This window comes from Paenibacillus sp. FSL L8-0158, from assembly GCF_038592965.1.
Taxonomy (GTDB): Bacteria; Bacillota; Bacilli; order Paenibacillales; family Paenibacillaceae; genus Paenibacillus; species Paenibacillus polymyxa_D.
Genome location: NZ_CP151949.1, coordinates 4,953,178 through 4,969,715 on the forward strand (window position 1 = coordinate 4,953,178; position 16,538 = coordinate 4,969,715).

General features: G+C 48.4%; 15 protein-coding genes. 4 read left to right on the top strand and 11 right to left on the bottom strand.

Going from position 1 to position 16,538, the window contains the following annotated elements; translation table 11 throughout:
• Positions 1 to 202: 202 nt before the first annotated feature.
• The 3 genes from thiD to NSQ68_RS22015 all read right to left on the bottom strand — a co-directional run bounded on the left by thiD (position 203) and on the right by NSQ68_RS22015 (position 4,773).
• Complete coding sequence (thiD, locus tag NSQ68_RS22005; RefSeq protein WP_010344591.1) at positions 203 to 1,012, bottom strand: bifunctional hydroxymethylpyrimidine kinase/phosphomethylpyrimidine kinase; 810 nt, start codon at positions 1,010 to 1,012, stop codon at positions 203 to 205.
• A gap of 197 nt (positions 1,013 to 1,209) precedes the next feature.
• A complete protein-coding gene (locus tag NSQ68_RS22010; protein ID WP_342427182.1) occupies positions 1,210 to 2,616 on the bottom strand; it encodes a DNA-binding protein in 1,407 nt (468 codons plus the stop codon).
• Positions 2,617 to 2,862: 246 nt separating this feature from the next.
• Entirely contained in the window at positions 2,863 to 4,773 is a 1,911-nt protein-coding gene (locus NSQ68_RS22015) for a bifunctional 2',3'-cyclic-nucleotide 2'-phosphodiesterase/3'-nucleotidase (protein ID WP_342427183.1), read from the bottom strand.
• Between the two features lie 251 nt (positions 4,774 to 5,024).
• Here NSQ68_RS22015 and NSQ68_RS22020 point away from each other — a divergent pair, with 251 nt between their 5' ends.
• The 4 genes from NSQ68_RS22020 (at position 5,025) to phnE (NSQ68_RS22035) (ending at position 8,542) form a co-directional block, all read left to right on the top strand.
• On the top strand, positions 5,025 to 5,993 hold the full coding sequence (locus tag NSQ68_RS22020) for a phosphate/phosphite/phosphonate ABC transporter substrate-binding protein (RefSeq protein WP_025722520.1): 969 nt from the start codon (positions 5,025 to 5,027) through the stop codon (positions 5,991 to 5,993).
• A gap of 133 nt (positions 5,994 to 6,126) precedes the next feature.
• Positions 6,127 to 6,897 carry a phosphonate ABC transporter ATP-binding protein gene (phnC, locus tag NSQ68_RS22025; RefSeq protein ID WP_023990372.1) on the top strand — a complete coding sequence of 257 codons (771 nt, stop codon included), beginning with the start codon at positions 6,127 to 6,129 and terminating at the stop codon, positions 6,895 to 6,897.
• The gene (gene phnE, locus NSQ68_RS22030) at positions 6,894 to 7,748 is read left to right on the top strand and encodes a phosphonate ABC transporter, permease protein PhnE (RefSeq protein ID WP_342427184.1); all 855 of its coding nucleotides are present in this window, start codon (positions 6,894 to 6,896) and stop codon (positions 7,746 to 7,748) included. The genes phnC and phnE (NSQ68_RS22030) overlap by 4 nt, the downstream gene beginning before the upstream one ends.
• Positions 7,745 to 8,542 carry a phosphonate ABC transporter, permease protein PhnE gene (phnE, locus tag NSQ68_RS22035; protein ID WP_013312028.1) on the top strand — a complete coding sequence of 266 codons (798 nt, stop codon included), beginning with the start codon at positions 7,745 to 7,747 and terminating at the stop codon, positions 8,540 to 8,542. Before phnE (NSQ68_RS22030) ends, phnE (NSQ68_RS22035) begins: the two co-directional genes overlap by 4 nt.
• Before the next feature lie 87 nt (positions 8,543 to 8,629).
• Here the strand turns inward: phnE (NSQ68_RS22035) and NSQ68_RS22040 are convergent, their stop codons facing one another.
• From NSQ68_RS22040 to deoD, 8 genes are all read right to left on the bottom strand, one after another.
• Positions 8,630 to 9,760, bottom strand: coding sequence for an aminotransferase class V-fold PLP-dependent enzyme (locus tag NSQ68_RS22040; protein WP_342427185.1), 1,131 nt, complete (start codon positions 9,758 to 9,760; stop codon positions 8,630 to 8,632).
• Between the two features lie 162 nt (positions 9,761 to 9,922).
• Positions 9,923 to 10,798 carry a sulfate ABC transporter permease subunit CysW gene (cysW, locus tag NSQ68_RS22045; RefSeq protein WP_069290433.1) on the bottom strand — a complete coding sequence of 292 codons (876 nt, stop codon included), beginning with the start codon at positions 10,796 to 10,798 and terminating at the stop codon, positions 9,923 to 9,925.
• A 79-nt stretch (positions 10,799 to 10,877) separates the two neighbouring features.
• Positions 10,878 to 11,711 (bottom strand): sulfate ABC transporter permease subunit CysT, encoded by an 834-nt coding sequence (gene cysT, locus NSQ68_RS22050; RefSeq protein WP_071643075.1) that lies wholly within the window; start codon positions 11,709 to 11,711, stop codon positions 10,878 to 10,880.
• A 79-nt stretch (positions 11,712 to 11,790) separates the two neighbouring features.
• Positions 11,791 to 12,843, bottom strand: coding sequence for a sulfate ABC transporter substrate-binding protein (locus NSQ68_RS22055; RefSeq protein WP_342427186.1), 1,053 nt, complete (start codon positions 12,841 to 12,843; stop codon positions 11,791 to 11,793).
• A 362-nt stretch (positions 12,844 to 13,205) separates the two neighbouring features.
• A complete protein-coding gene (locus NSQ68_RS22060) occupies positions 13,206 to 13,889 on the bottom strand; it encodes a hypothetical protein (RefSeq protein ID WP_307353565.1) in 684 nt (227 codons plus the stop codon).
• 116 nt (positions 13,890 to 14,005) lie between these two features.
• Positions 14,006 to 14,194, bottom strand: coding sequence for a hypothetical protein (locus tag NSQ68_RS22065; RefSeq protein ID WP_342427187.1), 189 nt, complete (start codon positions 14,192 to 14,194; stop codon positions 14,006 to 14,008).
• A gap of 275 nt (positions 14,195 to 14,469) precedes the next feature.
• On the bottom strand, positions 14,470 to 15,771 hold the full coding sequence (locus NSQ68_RS22070) for a pyrimidine-nucleoside phosphorylase (RefSeq protein WP_076294327.1): 1,302 nt from the start codon (positions 15,769 to 15,771) through the stop codon (positions 14,470 to 14,472).
• A 32-nt stretch (positions 15,772 to 15,803) separates the two neighbouring features.
• Positions 15,804 to 16,511, bottom strand: a complete 708-nt coding sequence (deoD, locus tag NSQ68_RS22075; protein WP_013312036.1) for a purine-nucleoside phosphorylase — start codon at positions 16,509 to 16,511, stop codon at positions 15,804 to 15,806.
• Positions 16,512 to 16,538 lie beyond the last annotated feature (27 nt).

Here is a 16,538-nt window from a genome sequence, read left to right on the forward strand (position 1 = left end):
GCCTATTATACAGTACGATTAGACCAAACTGGAAGCTGAAATTCCAATAAAATACAACCTCAAAAGCCGCAATACTATGTATTGCGGCTTTTGAGCCTAATCTAATTTATATATCATAGATGTCGCTGCCTAAAGCAACCTAAATATATATACAGCCTGGTGGGGATTTATAAGTCTCCCCAAAGTCGCAGACCTTCATGCTTTATTGATTTTGCAAACGATGTGCCGCATGCAGGGTTGGACCGACGAATTCATTCAGCTTGAAGCTACCTTCAATAGCCTGTGTAATGAATTTCTTGGCCTGATCCACTGCTTCACGTACAGTCAGCCCTTGAGCCAAACCAGCCGTTACCGCTGCCGAAGTGGTACAGCCTGCACCGTGGGTAAAGCTTGTTTTTACAACATCAGCTTCAAACCAGTCAAAAGTGATTCCGTCATATAGCAGATCCATTGCTTTACCTGCGCGAATTTTGCCACGGTCCTTGATCAGTACATGCTTAGCTCCACGCTCATGGATAATCGCAGCCGCTTCCTGCATCTGCTCCAGTGTCGTGATCGGTCCATTCTTCGCCAGTTGCGAAGCCTCGAACAAGTTCGGTGTTACCAGGTCAGCGCCAGGAATCAACAATTCCAGCATCGCCTCTGTGTTTTCCGGCTGAAGCACTTCATCCGTACCCTTGCAGACCATGACCGGGTCAATTACAATCCGCTTCAGATCATGCTTTTTCAAATGGCTGGCTACCAGCTCGATAATATCAACCGAGCCTAGCATACCGGTTTTCATCGCATCAAAACCGATACCTTCCAATACAGTACGCAGCTGCGCTTCTACCACATCCAACGCAACAGGATATACAAGATGGTCCCAGGTTTTAGGCCCCATCGCTACTACGGTTGTCAATACGGTCATACCATATACGCCAAGCTCCTGAAAGGTTTTCAGGTCTGCCTGAATACCTGCTCCACCGCTTGTGTCGGAGCCGGCTATCGTTAATGTTTTGGGAATCGTCATTTGTTCATGCTCTCCTTCACTTTCTGTGCTGCATTTATCCTAATCCCGCTTGCGAAACTTGTCAACGCGCAAAACGGTTCTCTCTATGCTAAAAGTCACAGGCAACGACAGCAGCTAAAAAACGAGAATATCCCCTTTTGAAACGGGAACATCCTCGCAATAACGTGTTATATGAAGAATTCGAATGAAATTTAGAATTATAAATACCCGCCGGTACTGTGATCATAGGCATGATTCTTTTCATTTGCACGTACGCCCTGGCACAGGCTCTGATACAACTGCTGCTGTTCCGGTGTAGCAAAATTCCGATGCTGCTCAAATAAAGCCATACAACCAATGATATGTTCGGTATAGCTATTATCGACAGACAGTTGCAAGCAATGCAGTGTTTGTCCCACTCCCTCGGGATAATCGCCTTTTCGGAAATAATATTCCGCATACACCTTACAAAAGGATGCAAAGCGAAATGCGTTAAAGTGCTTGCGATAATGAGTGTCCCATCGTTCCGGTGCAAGCTCCCAGAAGTTCTTGAGTTGCTGACTAAACAGTCCCAATTCGGCATCCACGAAATAGCCGAAACGGTTCGCCGATTCGAGCAAGGTGTTCAAGCCTTCCAGTGTCTCATCCGGATGCTCACGCAGGTAAGTAATATATTCATAGATTGCAGAAGTGTTGCCCATTTTAATTTCAGTACAAAGTCGGTTGCCCTGTGCATATACACGATGTAGATTGACTACTTTCCAGCCTTCTTCGTCTAAACCCTCAAACCAGCTCAAATCTGCATAACCTTCAATCCATTGCTTGGATTCCTCATATCTACCCTGAAACTCATAGCAACTGGCCTTGAGCAGATGCCCCTGAGCATAGTAATAAACGAGCGGCTTAAGCAGCTCCAGGTGCTCATCTCCAAAACGGTTCCGATTGCGATACAATGCCTGCGCCAGCTCTCTTAGCTCGTCCGCATACATTTCCATCTCGGACCATTGCATTTTTAAAGCAAACACTTGAGATAGCATATGTAAGCCTTCCAATGCGTAAATTTCCGGTAGACGACTACGGTACAAATGGAATTGTACTGCAGCCTTCAAGTTCCGTTGGTTATCCTTAATCTGAATCTGGAATATACGGAAATAGCTGATCGCCAATCGTTCAGAGTGGGTATACTTCTCACTCTCGATGACACAATCATACAGAAGCATGGAAGCTTCATGTCTGCCATCCTCAAACATCGCTTCTGCGGTCTCAAAAATAGCAGGAACATTCGATAAATCGTCCATCAAATAGCCAAGTACACTGCGTATACACTCCAGCTTGTTCAACTCTGAGCAACGCAGGAGAAACGGACGCAACCTCCTCCAGTGTGGTAAGGAATGAATAAAACATTCATCAACATACATCTCGAACAAAGATCCTTCTTCCAATCCCATGGCCTCGGTAATCAGATCAAGCTGATTGACTGAGATCGGCCGTGGTGGGTTCCGATTAAGTATACCGCTAAGTGTACCCGGATTTACCTTGGAAGCATCTGCAAAACATTGCATTGAAATGCCTTCAGTTTGAATATACTTTTCTATTTCTGCGCGGATCGTGGTGTTTTTTTCCAAAGGGACACCCCCTCAAACGAATGATGGTGACTTTTTCATTACCTTTTAAACCAAAATTTGTTTAATCAAAGTATATGTCTATTTATACGAGAGGTCAATAACTTTAAACACGACTCAGGACATATAAAATCACGAATTTTGTACGATCCTAAATCTGTTTTATGAAAAAAGACCGTCCTCTGCGGGACAGTCTATTTCTATTATTTTGATGCTGTGGACTTATAGGACAAAAACAAGTTAGCAGTTTTACCGTGAACGTCCGAAATCGATGGCAAACTTAGCGTACCCTTCTACCGTTAACCCTTCGTAAAGCAATTCCGAATAGGCATTAGCGGCATCCGTTGCTTGCGGTGAGGTCAGGAACGTCACATGCGGACGCCCTGACCATGGGGCGAGGGACCAATGGCCGTCAGCTTTTGGCGTCAACGTCTTCATATGCCGCACGTATTCGGTCAGCACATGACGGTTCTCATCCGGTGAAGCAAGTATAATTCGCTCTCCACCCGGATTGACTAGCGCAGAGGAAAACGCGCGATAGTTATTCGTAACAACCAGATAATGTCGCTGCATATCCATCGGTTCGCCATTAAAAGACATCTGAATGATTCTGTGTGCATCTGGGTCCTTTAGGCCCCCGTCAGCATCATATCTGGCGGGCTGTGTTACATCAATCTGATACCTGATGCCGTCGATGATATCGAAATTAAAGCTTGGAAAATCAGAATTAATCAGCTCTTGCTCTTGTTCTGCTGAAGGATCAATTTGCCGGAATTGTCCAGCAGACCACTCCAGCCATTCCCGGATTTCCGTTCCGGTCAGTCGAACGACATGCAACGTATTCGGAAAATTGTACAGATCGGCGATATGCTTGATCGCCAACGTCCCTGCCGGAATATGGGTATAGTACGATGGGCCATATCTGCCGCCTGTTTTAAAAGGAGCTGCTGCCGACAGAACGGGCAATCCTTCGTACTCGCTCCCTTGCATCTGCTGCTTCACATACCACATTTGCGCATCATTCACGAGCTGAACCGAAGCATCATCCATCACCTGAGCAAAAAAGCTGTTCACCGCCATCGTCGTCTGACCTACAGGTGCACGAATATACTCCAATGTTCCGGCATGCTCTTCTGCTACCGCCAGTTGAATGGCAGTATCCGGTTGTACCAGCGCCTCCTTGCGTATCGGATCATACACCGGGCGTACCTCGGCAGCAGATGCAGCCACTTGCCACTTCCCTCCACTAAAGGCCAGCTCCAGATCAATGATACCCAGATGATCCCCCCAAAAGCCCGGCTCCACGGCTGGGATATCGTGGATGATACCTCGCTCTACATCAACACCTGTTTTCCCCATAAACGAAGGTCCTGGAAATACTTTATGTGCATGACCAAACACAATGGCATCGATCCCTTCCACCCTGCTGAGATGCAGCACCGCATTTTCCATATCCATTGTTTCGGGAATATCCTCAAAGCCAGCATGGGGCATGGCAATAATCAGATCAGCTCCTGCCGCCTTCATTTCTGGAATAAACCGTCTTGCCGTTTCCAGCATATCTTTGACGATGATTTTCCCCTCCAGCCACGCCTTGTCCCATTGCATAATTTGCGGAGGCACAAAGCCGATGACCCCCACCTTCAATAGATGCTTACCGCCTACTTCATCCTCCACCGTCTTATCCAGCAACAGATAAGGTGTAAAGTAATTTTGTTCTTGTTCTCCCGCTATATAAATGTTGGCATTCACATAAGGAAATTGCGCTCCTCGAAGGCAAGTCTGCAAATATTCCAGTCCGTAGTTAAATTCATGATTCCCGATATTGCCTGCCTCATATCCAAGCAGATTCATGGCTTTATAGGCGGGATGCACCGCGCTTGGGTCCTGTTGGATTCGCTGTACAGCATAATCTCCCATTGGATTCCCTTGAATCACATCTCCGTTATCCAGCAGCAGGTGATTGGGTACCTCCGCCCGGGCTATTTGAATCAAGCTGGCTGTTTGCGCCAGACCATAATGCAGCGTTTCCTGATCCGTATAATAATCGTAATTCCACAAGCTGACATGCAGATCGGTTGTAACCATAATGCGGAACTTCACTCTCACAGGATCTACATTTCCACGGCCTGCCTTTTCGTTAATATCCAAAATATCCAATCTTGTTCTCTCCCTCAGCTTCGGTCATAGAGCTTGAACAAGTCTAACAGAGCACTGTTAAGAGAATGTTAAAAAAGCAATTTGCATAAATCTAGAATGCAGTTTCTAGCATACGATAAATTTTACATCATTTTTACCAAAGTCAGGAGTGATTTTTACCCTAGCTGCGGGACTAGCTGTTAAGATTTGGTTTGTCACAGTATTTACAGGTTTTTTATTATCGTTATTACTATGTTTAGGGGGAAATTATTTTGTTCAAAAAAGCACTGACCTTGTGCATGACCTTCACACTGGCAGCGGGTCTAGCCGCTTGTGGCTCTAACGCAAGCAATAACAACAGCGCGTCCACTCCGGGTACAGATGGCTCTAAAAACGAAAGCACAGCCTATGTTCCTAAGGAGTTAAAGGTACAGTTCGTTCCTTCTCAAAATGCAGATACGCTCGAAGCCAAAGCCAAACCACTCGAAAATCTACTGGGTGACAAGCTTGGAATTCCGGTAAAAGTAACTGTATCTCCTGACTACAATACAATTGTGGAAGCCATGTCTTCCAAACAGGTAGATGTAGGATTCCTTCCGCCGAATGCTTATGTACTGGCCCACGATAACCGTAAAGCAGCCGACTTGCTGTTGCAAGCTCAACGCTACGGAATTGAAGATGCTACAGGCAAGGACACAACTGAAAAAGTAAACTTTTATAAAGCCATGATCGTGGTGAAAAAGGATTCTCCGATTCAAAGTCTAGCTGATCTGAAAGGCAAAAAGGTTGGCTGGCAAAATGTAACCTCCTCCGCAGGCTACGTGTACCCCGCAGCAGAGCTGAAAAAAGCTGGCGTGGACCCGGACACGGATGTACAGGGTGTGACAATCAAAGGCCACGATGCTGCTATTCTGGCGTTGCTGAACGGTCAGGTTGATGCGGTAGCTGTTTTCCAGGATGCACGTAACACGGTGAAGAAGGAAATCCCGGATGTATTTGAAAAAACTCGCGTCATTCATTACACAGCTAAAATTCCAAATGACACCGTCAGCGTACGTTCTGATATGGATCAGGCGTGGAGAGACAAGATCAGCCAAGCCTTTATTGACATTGCCAAAGACCCAGCAGGCGGTGAAATCATTAAAGAGATTTACACCCATGTAGGTTATGAAAAGGGCGACGATAAAAACTTCGACTCCGTGCGTGAATACGCCGAAGCCGTTGGTCAAGCGGTTAAGTAATCGGAGCAAACAAGGTACTGTAATGAGGTAACAGCTACGAAACAGGCTTTACGAATGACAGGGCAGCACCGTCCATGTATTCATGGCGGTGTTGTTTTCATTCCACCCCATCGGGGGAGAAAGTTGGGAGCATATGATCGAATTCCGTAACGTATCGAAAACATACCCGAACGGCACCAAAGGGTTGAATAATATTAATTTGACGATTCAGGAGGGAGAAATGGTCGTCATTGTCGGCCTATCCGGTGCAGGCAAGTCTACCCTGCTGCGTTCCATTAACCGACTGCATGACATTACGTCCGGTGACATTGTCGTGGGTGGCAGGTCTGTCACGTCTGCTGGAAGCAGCGAGCTGCGGCGCATTCGCCGTGACATCGGCATGATCTTTCAAAGCTTCAATCTGGTTAAGCGTTCGACGGTACTCCGCAATGTACTTTCCGGCCGCGTCGGCTATCATTCAACGCTGCGAACCATTCTCGGCCTCTTCCCGAAGGAGGATATCGAACTGGCACTAACAGCGCTGGAGCGCGTGAACATCCGCGAAAAAGCCTACAGCCGGGCAGATGAACTGTCCGGTGGCCAACAGCAGCGCGTATCCATCGCCCGCGCTCTGGCGCAGGAGGCTAAAATCATTCTGGCGGACGAGCCTGTCGCATCGCTGGATCCGCTGACCACCCGCCAGGTAATGGATGACCTCCAGCGCATCAACCGTGAAATGCAGATTACAACCATCGTCAATCTGCATTTCATTGATCTGGCACGCGAATATGCAACGCGGATCATCGGATTGCGCGCCGGAGAAGTGGTCTTTGACGGCACACCGGAGGAGGCTACGGATGAGGCCTTTGCGGAGATCTACGGCCGGGCCATCAAGCATGATGAGCTGCTGGGAGTGGGATCATGAAGCCCGACTCTACTGCCCAGCCGCTCTCTTCGACGCAACCGTCACCACATGCTGGACCGCCGCAGCCAAGCAAGCCGCCCGCAGGGCCACCTTTGCCAGGACGTTACAAGCGTTATGCCACCTGGATGATTTTTATCGTGGTGCTGGTAGCCTGCTCCATTCATACGGATGCCACACCTTACCAGTTGATCGTCGGCTTGCCGGAGATGGGCAAATTGTTGGGGGAAATGTTTCCACCCGACTGGAGCTATCTGCCTACCATCTGGAAACCGATGCTGGAAACGATCCAGATCGCCATTGTTGGCACGACATTGGGAGCCATATTGGCGATCCCTGTCGCGTTACTATGTGCTTACAATATTATGCCGCGCAAGCTGATTTCGCTGCCAATGCGCACGATCCTGAATCTAGTACGGACGATTCCTGATTTGCTGTTCGCCTCAATCTTTGTGGCGGTGTTCGGCATCGGGCCGTTTGCAGGGATGCTCGCCCTGCTCTTCTTCTCCTTCGGTATCATAGCCAAACTGACCTTTGAGGCGATTGAAGCCATTGATCCCGGGCCGCTGGAAGCCATGACCGCTGTTGGCGCAAGCCGCATTCAGGTCATCGCCTTTGGAGTGGTTCCGCAGGCTCTTCCTTATTTTGTGTCGTACTTGCTATATACCTTTGAGGTTAATGTGCGCGCGGCTTCCGTTCTGGGCCTGGTCGGCGCTGGCGGTATCGGTCTGTTGCTCGACCGTTCCTTGGGGCTGTTCCGATATGATCGGGCAAGCATTATTATTCTACTGACCCTCGTCATCGTCCTTGCGATTGATTACGGCAGTAACCTGCTACGGAGGAAATTATTATGAATGATCCTACGCTTCGCAGACCTATTGGCTCCCGCCTGCGCCTATGGGCGATAGCTATTCTGCTAATCATCATTTATATTTGGGCTTTTCGCGGGATGCAGTTTGAAGGATTACAGGGAACGGCCAAAAGTGTCTCCGTCGCTATATTGGATGGCTTCCTTCATCCCGACTGGTCGTTCGTCTACATCCCTGAGGGAGAGGATTTGCTGCGCGGGTTGCTGGATACGCTGGTCATTTCAGTGCTCGGAACCTTCGTGTCTGCATTTGTCTGCCTTCCGTTCGCCTTTTGGGCGTCCAGCAATATGACCCGTCTGCGTCCCTTATCGGGTAGCGGGAAATTTGTGCTTAGTGTCATACGGGTATTTCCCGAAATGATCGTCGCCATCCTATTTATCAAAGCCGTGGGCCCCGGTTCATTTGCGGGTGTGCTTGCCCTTGGCATTCACTCCATCGGCATGCTGGCGAAGCTTTTCTCGGAAACGATCGAAAGTGTCGATCACGGGCCCCAGGAAGCTTTGATCGCGTGCGGTGCCAACCGTTGGCAGGTGATTTTCTTCGCCGTGCTACCGCAGGTGATTCCACAATTTCTTTCGTATTCGCTTTACCGTTTTGAAATTAATATCCGTTCCGCTACCACGCTCGGTCTGGTCGGTGCAGGCGGTATCGGTACTCCGCTACTATTTGCACTCCAAATGCGCAACTGGAACCGTGTAGGCGTTATCTTGCTCGGCATTGTGGTCCTGATCATTTTGACGGATCTGATTTCCGGTTGGCTGCGCAAACGGATCGTATAATAGAACTCTAAACGCCCAAAAGCCTCTCCTGTGTAAAAAGGGACATGTTATGCCCCCATTCACTCGGAAGAGGCTTTTGCCGTTCGTTCAACAACTCCCTGCCAATTCATCTATGACCCGTCGGACTTCCTCAGCCGTATTGTAAAAATGCGGAGCCACACGTATAACATCCTTTCGTGCTGAAACGATCATATTTTGGCTTCTCAAACGCCTCTCCACAGCCGACACGTCGGCTATTTCAACAGCGAGCAGGCTTGGTAATGTGCCTCCCCTGTAAGGTGTACGTATGTGTAACCCTTTGCGCCGTCCATATTCAATGGAAAAATCCAACAACTCACTCATATAAGCCTGAATATTCGTGACCCCAATCTCCAGCAACAGCTTTAAGGCCGCATTGGCGGCAAAAATGCTAATGAAAGAAGGCAATCCCGTCTCAAAGCGTCGGGCTCCCGCCGCCGGAACCGGGTGAGCAATATCAAACCGAGAAGCGGGCTCCTGCCCAAGCCAGCCAGTAAGACGGGGCTTGAAGCGGTCTATTCGATCCTTGCTTACATAAAGAAAAGCCACTCCCGGAATTCCCAGCATATATTTACGTGCTCCCGCGACCAAAATATCTACACCCATTGCCTTTACATTCACTGGAATGATCCCTACAGACTGATAAGCATCCACAAACAGCAACGCCTGATTTCGGTGAGCTATATCTGCAATGGATTTTAAATCCTGCTGAAATCCGTTGGTATAGTTCACTTGTGACACCATAACGAGCGCAGTTTTCTCCGTAACATGCTCCTCATACTGCTCTATCATCACTCCTCCCTCAATGGAGGGGATACAGCGGATGTGATCACGGAACATCTCCTGTGCCTGCCAGATGTGTCCCACCGTCGGAAAGTCGGTGTCCGCATACACAATGCCTTCTTTTCCCGGTACATAAGGAAGGGCTGTGGCCACCCCGGCAATCGCCTCAGAGGCTGAGGACAGGACCGCAATTTCATCAGACTCCGCCCCGATAAGCTTGGCAAAATGCCCTCTGGCCTCCTCCAAACGTGCCATAGACAGATCGCCGTTATGACCGTGTTGCAGCAAACTTCGATGATATTCCTCAATGGCAGCGGAAACTGGCCTCGATACAGCCCCCTGTGAACAGCTCCCTACATGGATATGTGAGGACAGCACTGGAAACAGCTGACGGTAGGACTGAAACGGATGTTTCATTTTTCCCTTCGCTCCTCCTGGGCACACCAACGTGCCTTGATATGATCATTTTATTATCCATATAAGCCACCTTAGAACAAGAGCCTCCCTTCCCATCTCCTCGCCGTTAACAGACGATAGACGTAAAGAGAGGCCCTGAGGGATCATATACAAAATCATAAACTAATGCACGCGTTTGCGTCCAAACCAGCTTTTAAGCACCAAAGTTGCCAGAGCAAGTAACAATAACAACGAGGCCACCGCAAAAGATGCCGAGAACTGATATTCGTTATACAAAATTTCCACATGCAGCGGCAGTGTATTCGTCTCTCCCCGGATATGTCCGGAGACGACGGACACTGCGCCGAACTCACCCATGGCTCGTGCATTACACAAAATGATGCCATACAGCAGACCCCACTTGATGTTCGGCAGCGTCACTTTCCAGAAAATGCGCCAACCGCGCGCGCCCAGCGTGACCGCCGCTTCTTCCTCTTGCTGTCCCTGATCTTCCATCATTGGAATGAGTTCTCGCGCCACAAATGGAAAGGTGATGAACAGCGTCGCCAAAATAATACCAGGCAAAGCAAATATAATTTTAATATCATGCTCGTCCAGCCACGGTCCAAGCCAGCCCTGTGCACCAAACACTAATACATACATCAGTCCTCCGACGACAGGAGAGATGGCAAAGGGTAAATCAATCAAGGTGACCAGCAAGCCTTTGCCGCGAAATTGAAATTTCGTGATCAGCCAAGCGGCAGCTACACCAAATACCGTATTCAGCGGTACCGTTATCGCTGCTACCAGCAGCGTCAACCGCAATGCAGACATGGCATCTGGGTCTCGTAGCGCTTCGACGTATACGCCCCATCCTTGCTTGAGCGCTTCGGTAAGCACGACGATTAGCGGCAATACCAGTACCCAGAGCAAAGCTAAAAAAGCAGCACCAATCAGCGTCCACTTCACCCAAGTGGCTTCGGTCGTGACCCTGTTGGGCGGTGCGGATGAAGGCACTGGTGCAGAAGCAAGCTCCTGCCCAGTTATTGCTTGTGACATGGTGTATCCCTCCTTAGAACACGGGTATTATGCGCAGCGCTGCATATTAACGTTAAATAATTATATTAAACAGTTGCGTTTAGGCAGTACGCCGCCGTGACCAGCGCTGGATGCTGTTAATCACAAGTAACAGCACGAATGAAATCACCAACAGCATCAACGCTACCGCCGTAGCTCCTGCATAGTCATTTTGCTCCAGCTTGGACATTATGAGCAGTGGAGCAATTTCCGTCTTCATTGGCATATTGCCAGAGATGAAGACGACAGAGCCGTACTCGCCAATGCCACGGGCAAAGGCGAGCGCAAAACCCGTCAGCAGCGGTGGCACCAGCTCCGGCACAATAACGCTGCAGAAGATACGCCATCTGCCAGCTCCCAGCGTAGCAGCGACCTCCTCCTCGTCCTTGTCCAGTTCCTCCAGCACCGGCTGAACTGTCCGTACGACAAACGGAATGCCAATAAACATCAATGCTAGCGTAATCCCCGTCTGTGAGTACGCCATCCTCCATCCAAGCGGTTCAAACAACGAACCGATCCAGCCGTTCTGCGCATATAGAGCAGTCAAAGCAACCCCCGCTACCGCAGTAGGCAAAGCAAAGGGCAGATCAATCACCGCATCAAAAATTCGTTTCCCCGGAAACTCATAACGCACCAGCACCCAGGCTATCAATAAACCGAGAAACAGGTCGATCAGCGCCGCAGCCGCGGCACACAAAAAGCTAACCTTGTAGGAAGCCAGCACCCTGACATCAGTCGCCACGTCCCAAAATTTCTCCCACGTCAGTCCAGTTGAATTCAGAAGCAGTGCCGATAACGGCACCAGCACCACCAGACTGAGATACAGCACACTATAACCCATTGTTAACCCGAACCCGGGAAGTACGCGTTTTCGAGTGGCTTGCACTTGACTCATGTTCTGTCCATCCCTTTCTGAATCCATTCACTATGACACTCGCGGCTACCAATCCAATCGCCTACACAGTCCACCTATTTTATGAACTGCCGGGTACATAAATCTGGTCAAAAATGCCTTTGTCGCTGAAATGCTTCTGCTGCGTCTCCTTCCATGTCCCGAATACATCCTTCAAGGTTACGAGCTCCAATTTAGGAAATTGATCCTTGAACTTTGCCGTCACACTTTCTAATGTTGGGCGATAATAATTTTCAGCAGCAATGGTCTGCCCTTCTTCACTGTACAAATATTTCAGGTACGCGTCCGCTACCTCGCGTGTACCTTTTTTATCTACCACCTTATCGACTACTGCTACCGGAGGTTCAGCCAAAATACTGATCGACGGATACACGATATCAAATTTATCCGCACCCAGCTCCTTCACCGAGAGCAGTGCTTCATTTTCCCATGCAATCAGCACATCGCCAATTCCACGCTCTACGAAAGTCGTTGTCGCTCCACGTGCTCCGCTATCCAATACCGGCACATGCTTATACAGCTCCTGTACAAACTGCTGGGCCTTGGCTTCATCGTTATTGTTCTTCTTGAGCGCATAAGCCCAGGCTGCAAGATAGTTCCAACGTGCTCCACCCGAAGTTTTAGGATTCGGTGTAATGACTTGCACATCGCCACGGATTAAATCGTCCCAGTCCTTAATCCCTTTCGGGTTCCCTTTGCGTACCAATAACACGATGGTTGAAGTGTACGGGGCGCTGTTATGCTCATATTTACTTTGCCATCCCTCTTGAACGAGTCCTTTTTCCTGTAGCGCATCAATATCATAGCCCAAAGCCAGAGTTACCACGTCCGCATCCAGCCCGTCCTGCACAGAACGACTTTGCTTGCCAGATCCTCCGTGAGATTGCTTAATCGTAACCTTCTGTCCTTTCTCCTTCTCCCAATGAGCGGCAAATGCTTTATTATACGCCTCATACAGCTCACGGGTTGGATCATAAGAAACATTGAGCAACTCCACGTTCTTGGAGCCTGAAGCAGAGCTACCATCCTCCTTGCTTGACCCGCAAGCACTTAGCATCATCGTTAAAACCAAAGATAGTCCGAGAATAAGCCCTCTTTTGTATTTCCTCTTCATCAAGACACCCCTCATTCTATGTAATTTGTAAATACACATTCATTTACGCCTCTTATTTACAGACATACTTAAAAAAAAGAGCGGAGAATTCCCTGATGCAGCCCTGATAGGTCAAACCTGTCGCGTGTACAGTGTCTGCCTGCTGTTCCTAGAGGTTCTCCGCCAGAATGGCGAGATTATACTTTAATTCTTTAATTCCTACCTGTTTAATGAGTTATACGGATATAATACGAGAGTTTATGAGGGATGTCAAACCTTTTTTTAGTATGCATTATCTGTATTTTTCTTTCTTTAAGGGGGGCAGTCAGAAACATTGTATATGTTTCCGACCGTTTAGAGGTCATTTACACACGGAGTACGACTTAGTTGGCAACCGTTTCAAGATTAATCGAAAAGACTCCAAAAAGCTTCGGATTGTCCGTAGCCCTTCTCAACCACAGTTCACCTGATCCCACCATGACTCCCTGATAATTAACAAACAAATCATCTGTCTTTTGATTCACCAGCGCCTCGCGAATTGCGTCCGTAAAAATCTGATCATACTTGGCAATAAAATCTTTCTTATTCGGAATCGTTAGCGACTTTTCACTATCATTAACACGCAGAGGGTACAAAATATAATCGGCAACTTTCTCCTTGTCATTGTCGGCAACTGCCTTCTGCAGCGCTTTGAACGTGTTCAAAAACGCTTTAGGATCTTGAATACCAGCTACCTCAAAAGGGTTTTGCGATGGATTGGAGGCTGCCGGAGAAGAAGAAGTATCCGATGAAGCAGCAGGAGCCGAAGGAGCTGACTTTTGTGCATCAGTATCGCTGTTTTCTGCACTCTCGCTCTCTTTCGCTGCTTTGTCACTTTGGGCTGAACCGCTACGATTACCACCGGCTCCATTCTCGATCACGCTTGTACTGCTTCCAGTATCAATGGTTTCAGCATTCTTATCCTGACCACAGCCAGTAAGTGCTACAAAAGTAAGTGTAAGTAAAATAGCTGTGAGTGACAGCCTCCGTGACATCTTTTGATTACCGAATTCATGGTTTATGGGCACAACGGGTCATCCTTTCTGCTTTCTACTCTGACCTATTCTGTTCATTAAGTCTTCAACCGTTCTATTGTAACATAAGTAGACTAATGACCGCATGTCGTGCCCTTTCTGGAAGGAGCTTACAGTGTGATATATGCGAAGGTTTTAACGCTTCCTTGCGATCCATCGTTCGTATTTACTTTCAAAATCATCTCTTTCAGGGGGTCATTTGCAGCTTCATCCTGCCCCTCTGGCTTTACGAATAGCAGATCGTGGCGTCCTCCCGGCTGCAACGTTCGACTGGAAAACCCGCTCGTTGTACCTTGCAAGTCTAAACCATTCGCACTATTGAGAAGCGTGCGGTAGTGTTCGTATATCCTGCTCGAAAATGGTCAGTTGCTTCAGGAAATACAATAATCAATCAGTCTTTCATAAGCTGCTCCCCGAACATCGCTGTATAATCTGAACATGTCTCTCCCCCTCTGTCCTGTCCTCGGCCTTACAATAAAAAAAGCCGAACTCATATCTATTATGAGTCCAGCTGTAATATTTTTCAAACTTGATCAAACACATCCAATACGGATTTTTGAATAGGGCTTATCGCTTACTCTGTCACTGTTCCGTAGATTAGCACTGGCGCTTCCGCGTGATCTGCAATACGGATGTTCGCGTAGATTTTCTCCAGCACTTGGGCTACATCTTCACGGTTCGCATGGATAGTAACTAGCGAATCGCCTTTTTGAACAGCATCCCCGACCTTTTTGTTCAGCATCAAGCCGACAGCCAGATCAATCTCGGATTCTTTGGTCGCACGTCCTGCTCCAAGCAACATCGCTGCGGTACCGATTTCGTCAGCCACGATTTCAGCTACCACACCGTCCTGCTTCGCAGGCACCTCAATAAGATACTGTGCTTGCGGCAAGCGTTCGGGATGATCCACTACAGAAGCGTCACCGCCCTGATTCGCAATAAACTCTTTGAATTTCTCCAGTGCTTTGCCATTGCGAATGACTTCTTTGAGCTTCTCTTCGGCGTTTTCGAGGGAATCTGCCTTCCCTGCCAAAAATACCATCTGACTGCCCAAAGCCATACACAGCTCTTCCAGATCTTTTGGTCCTTCACCGCGCAGCGTATCAATCGCTTCTTTCACTTCCAGCGAGTTACCGATGGCCAGACCCAGCGGCTGACTCATATCGGAAATGACTGCCATCGTTTTGCGACCCACATTATTACCGATGCTCACCATGGCATGTGCCAGTGCTTTGGCATCATCTACGGTTTTCATAAATGCGCCTGCACCTGTTTTTACATCGAGTACGATAGCATCGGAGCCGGCAGCAATTTTCTTACTCATAATCGAGCTGGCTATCAGCGGGATCGAGTTGACCGTCGCCGTAACGTCACGCAAGGCATACAGCTTTTTGTCCGCAGGTGTCAGGTTGCCGCTTTGTCCGATGACCGCAATTTTGCTGCGATTCACCAAATCCACGAATTCGTCCTTGCTAATCTCGACGTGGAAGCCTGCTATAGCCTCTAGCTTGTCGATTGTTCCTCCGGTATGTCCGAGGCCGCGGCCTGACATTTTGGCTACGGGAATGTCCAAGGCTGCTACGAGCGGAGCCAGTACCAGCGTTGTCGTATCACCCACACCGCCAGTGGAGTGCTTATCGACCTTTACACCTTCAATCGCGGACAGATCAATGGTATCACCCGAATGAACCATCGCCATCGTCAGATCAGCGCGTTCGCGTTCAGTCATATCTTTGAAGAAAATGGACATCGCCAATGCACTGACTTGATAATCGGGAATTTCACCCTGAGTGTAGCCTTGGATAATAAAATTAATTTCCTCCGTACTCAGTTCTTTTCCGTCACGTTTTTTCTCAATCAAGTCTACCATTCTCATATGTCATTTCTCCTCACTGTGCGTATGATCGTTTACAGAGATACTGCTGTATCCAGTGCAACTTCCATCATTTCTTTAAAGGTTGTTTGCCGTTCTTCTGCGGTCGTTTCTTCCCCTGTCAGCAAATGATCGCTTACCGTCAGAATCGTCAGTGCGTTTACGCCAAACTTGGCTGCGAGCGTGTATAAAGCCGAAGTTTCCATCTCTACACCCAGCACGCCGTATTCCATCAGCTTTTGTACCACTGATTTGTCATCACGGTAGAAGCTGTCTGAGCTGAATACATTACCGACATGCATGTTCAAGCCTTTGGCAACACCACGATCATAAGCGCCCTTCAATAGATCGAAGCTGGCAATCGGCGAGTAATCGTAGCCGCCAAAGATATGGCGGTTCATGCCGGAATCCGTACAGGATGCCTGTGCCAAAATGACGTCACGAACGTGCACATGCTCCTTCATTCCGCCGCATGTACCCACGCGGAACAGGTTTTTCACACCGTATTCGCTAATCAGTTCGTTGACATAAATACTGATAGACGGCAGCCCCATCCCGGTTCCCTGTACAGATAGGCGTTTGCCTTGATACGTACCCGTGAATCCGAGCATTCCGCGTACCTCGTTGTAACAGGTCACGTCCTCCAGATACGTTTCAGCAATAAACTTAGCCCGTAGCGGGTCTCCTGGCAGCAAAATCGTTTCTGCAATTTCTCCGGGTTTGGCTCCAATGTGTACACTCATGTTTTTTATTCCTCCGTCCCATTTGTC

Excerpts from the sequence above, each read along its gene's own strand:
- thiD (WP_010344591.1), bottom strand. The coding sequence starts at position 1,012 with ATGACGATTCCCAAAACATTAACGATAGCCGGCTCCGACACAAGCGGT.
- phnC (WP_023990372.1), top strand. The coding sequence starts at position 6,127 with ATGATCGAATTCCGTAACGTATCGAAAACATACCCGAACGGCACCAAA.
- phnE (WP_342427184.1), top strand. The coding sequence starts at position 6,894 with ATGAAGCCCGACTCTACTGCCCAGCCGCTCTCTTCGACGCAACCGTCA.
- phnE (WP_013312028.1), top strand. The coding sequence starts at position 7,745 with ATGAATGATCCTACGCTTCGCAGACCTATTGGCTCCCGCCTGCGCCTA.
- NSQ68_RS22040 (WP_342427185.1), bottom strand. The coding sequence starts at position 9,760 with ATGAAACATCCGTTTCAGTCCTACCGTCAGCTGTTTCCAGTGCTGTCC.
- cysW (WP_069290433.1), bottom strand. The coding sequence starts at position 10,798 with ATGTCACAAGCAATAACTGGGCAGGAGCTTGCTTCTGCACCAGTGCCT.
- cysT (WP_071643075.1), bottom strand. The coding sequence starts at position 11,711 with ATGAGTCAAGTGCAAGCCACTCGAAAACGCGTACTTCCCGGGTTCGGG.
- NSQ68_RS22055 (WP_342427186.1), bottom strand. The coding sequence starts at position 12,843 with ATGAAGAGGAAATACAAAAGAGGGCTTATTCTCGGACTATCTTTGGTT.
- NSQ68_RS22070 (WP_076294327.1), bottom strand. The coding sequence starts at position 15,771 with ATGAGAATGGTAGACTTGATTGAGAAAAAACGTGACGGAAAAGAACTG.
- deoD (WP_013312036.1), bottom strand. The coding sequence starts at position 16,511 with ATGAGTGTACACATTGGAGCCAAACCCGGAGAAATTGCAGAAACGATT.